The sequence below is a fragment of the Duganella violaceipulchra genome (assembly GCF_019166075.1).
Classification (GTDB): Bacteria; Pseudomonadota; Gammaproteobacteria; order Burkholderiales; family Burkholderiaceae_D; genus Rugamonas; species Rugamonas violaceipulchra.
Genome location: NZ_JAHTGR010000236.1, coordinates 1 through 255 on the forward strand (window position 1 = coordinate 1; position 255 = coordinate 255).

1 protein-coding gene is annotated in these 255 nt (G+C 69.8%); it reads right to left on the reverse strand.

Annotation, left to right across the window (positions count from 1 at the left end):
* The coding region (locus tag KVP70_RS35955; protein WP_217946800.1) for an AMP-binding protein at window positions 1-255 on the reverse strand (255 nt) is incomplete at both ends.

Genomic DNA, 255 nt, shown 5'->3' on the forward strand with positions numbered 1-255 from the left:
CGGGCGTGCCGACCGGGCACGCCACGCCGTCGGCGTCGAGCACGATCATCTGCGTGGCCGCGATCGGCTTGCCGATCGGGATGTAGCCGCGCTCCACGTCGGCCGCGACGATGCGGTGGTGGCAGCGTATCATCGTCGTTTCCGACGCGCCGTAGAAGTTGACCAGCTCGACGCCGTCGCCGAACACCTCGCGGAATTGCCGCACCGTGGCCGGCAGCAGCACTTCGCCCGACAGGCAGATGGTGCGCAGCGCAG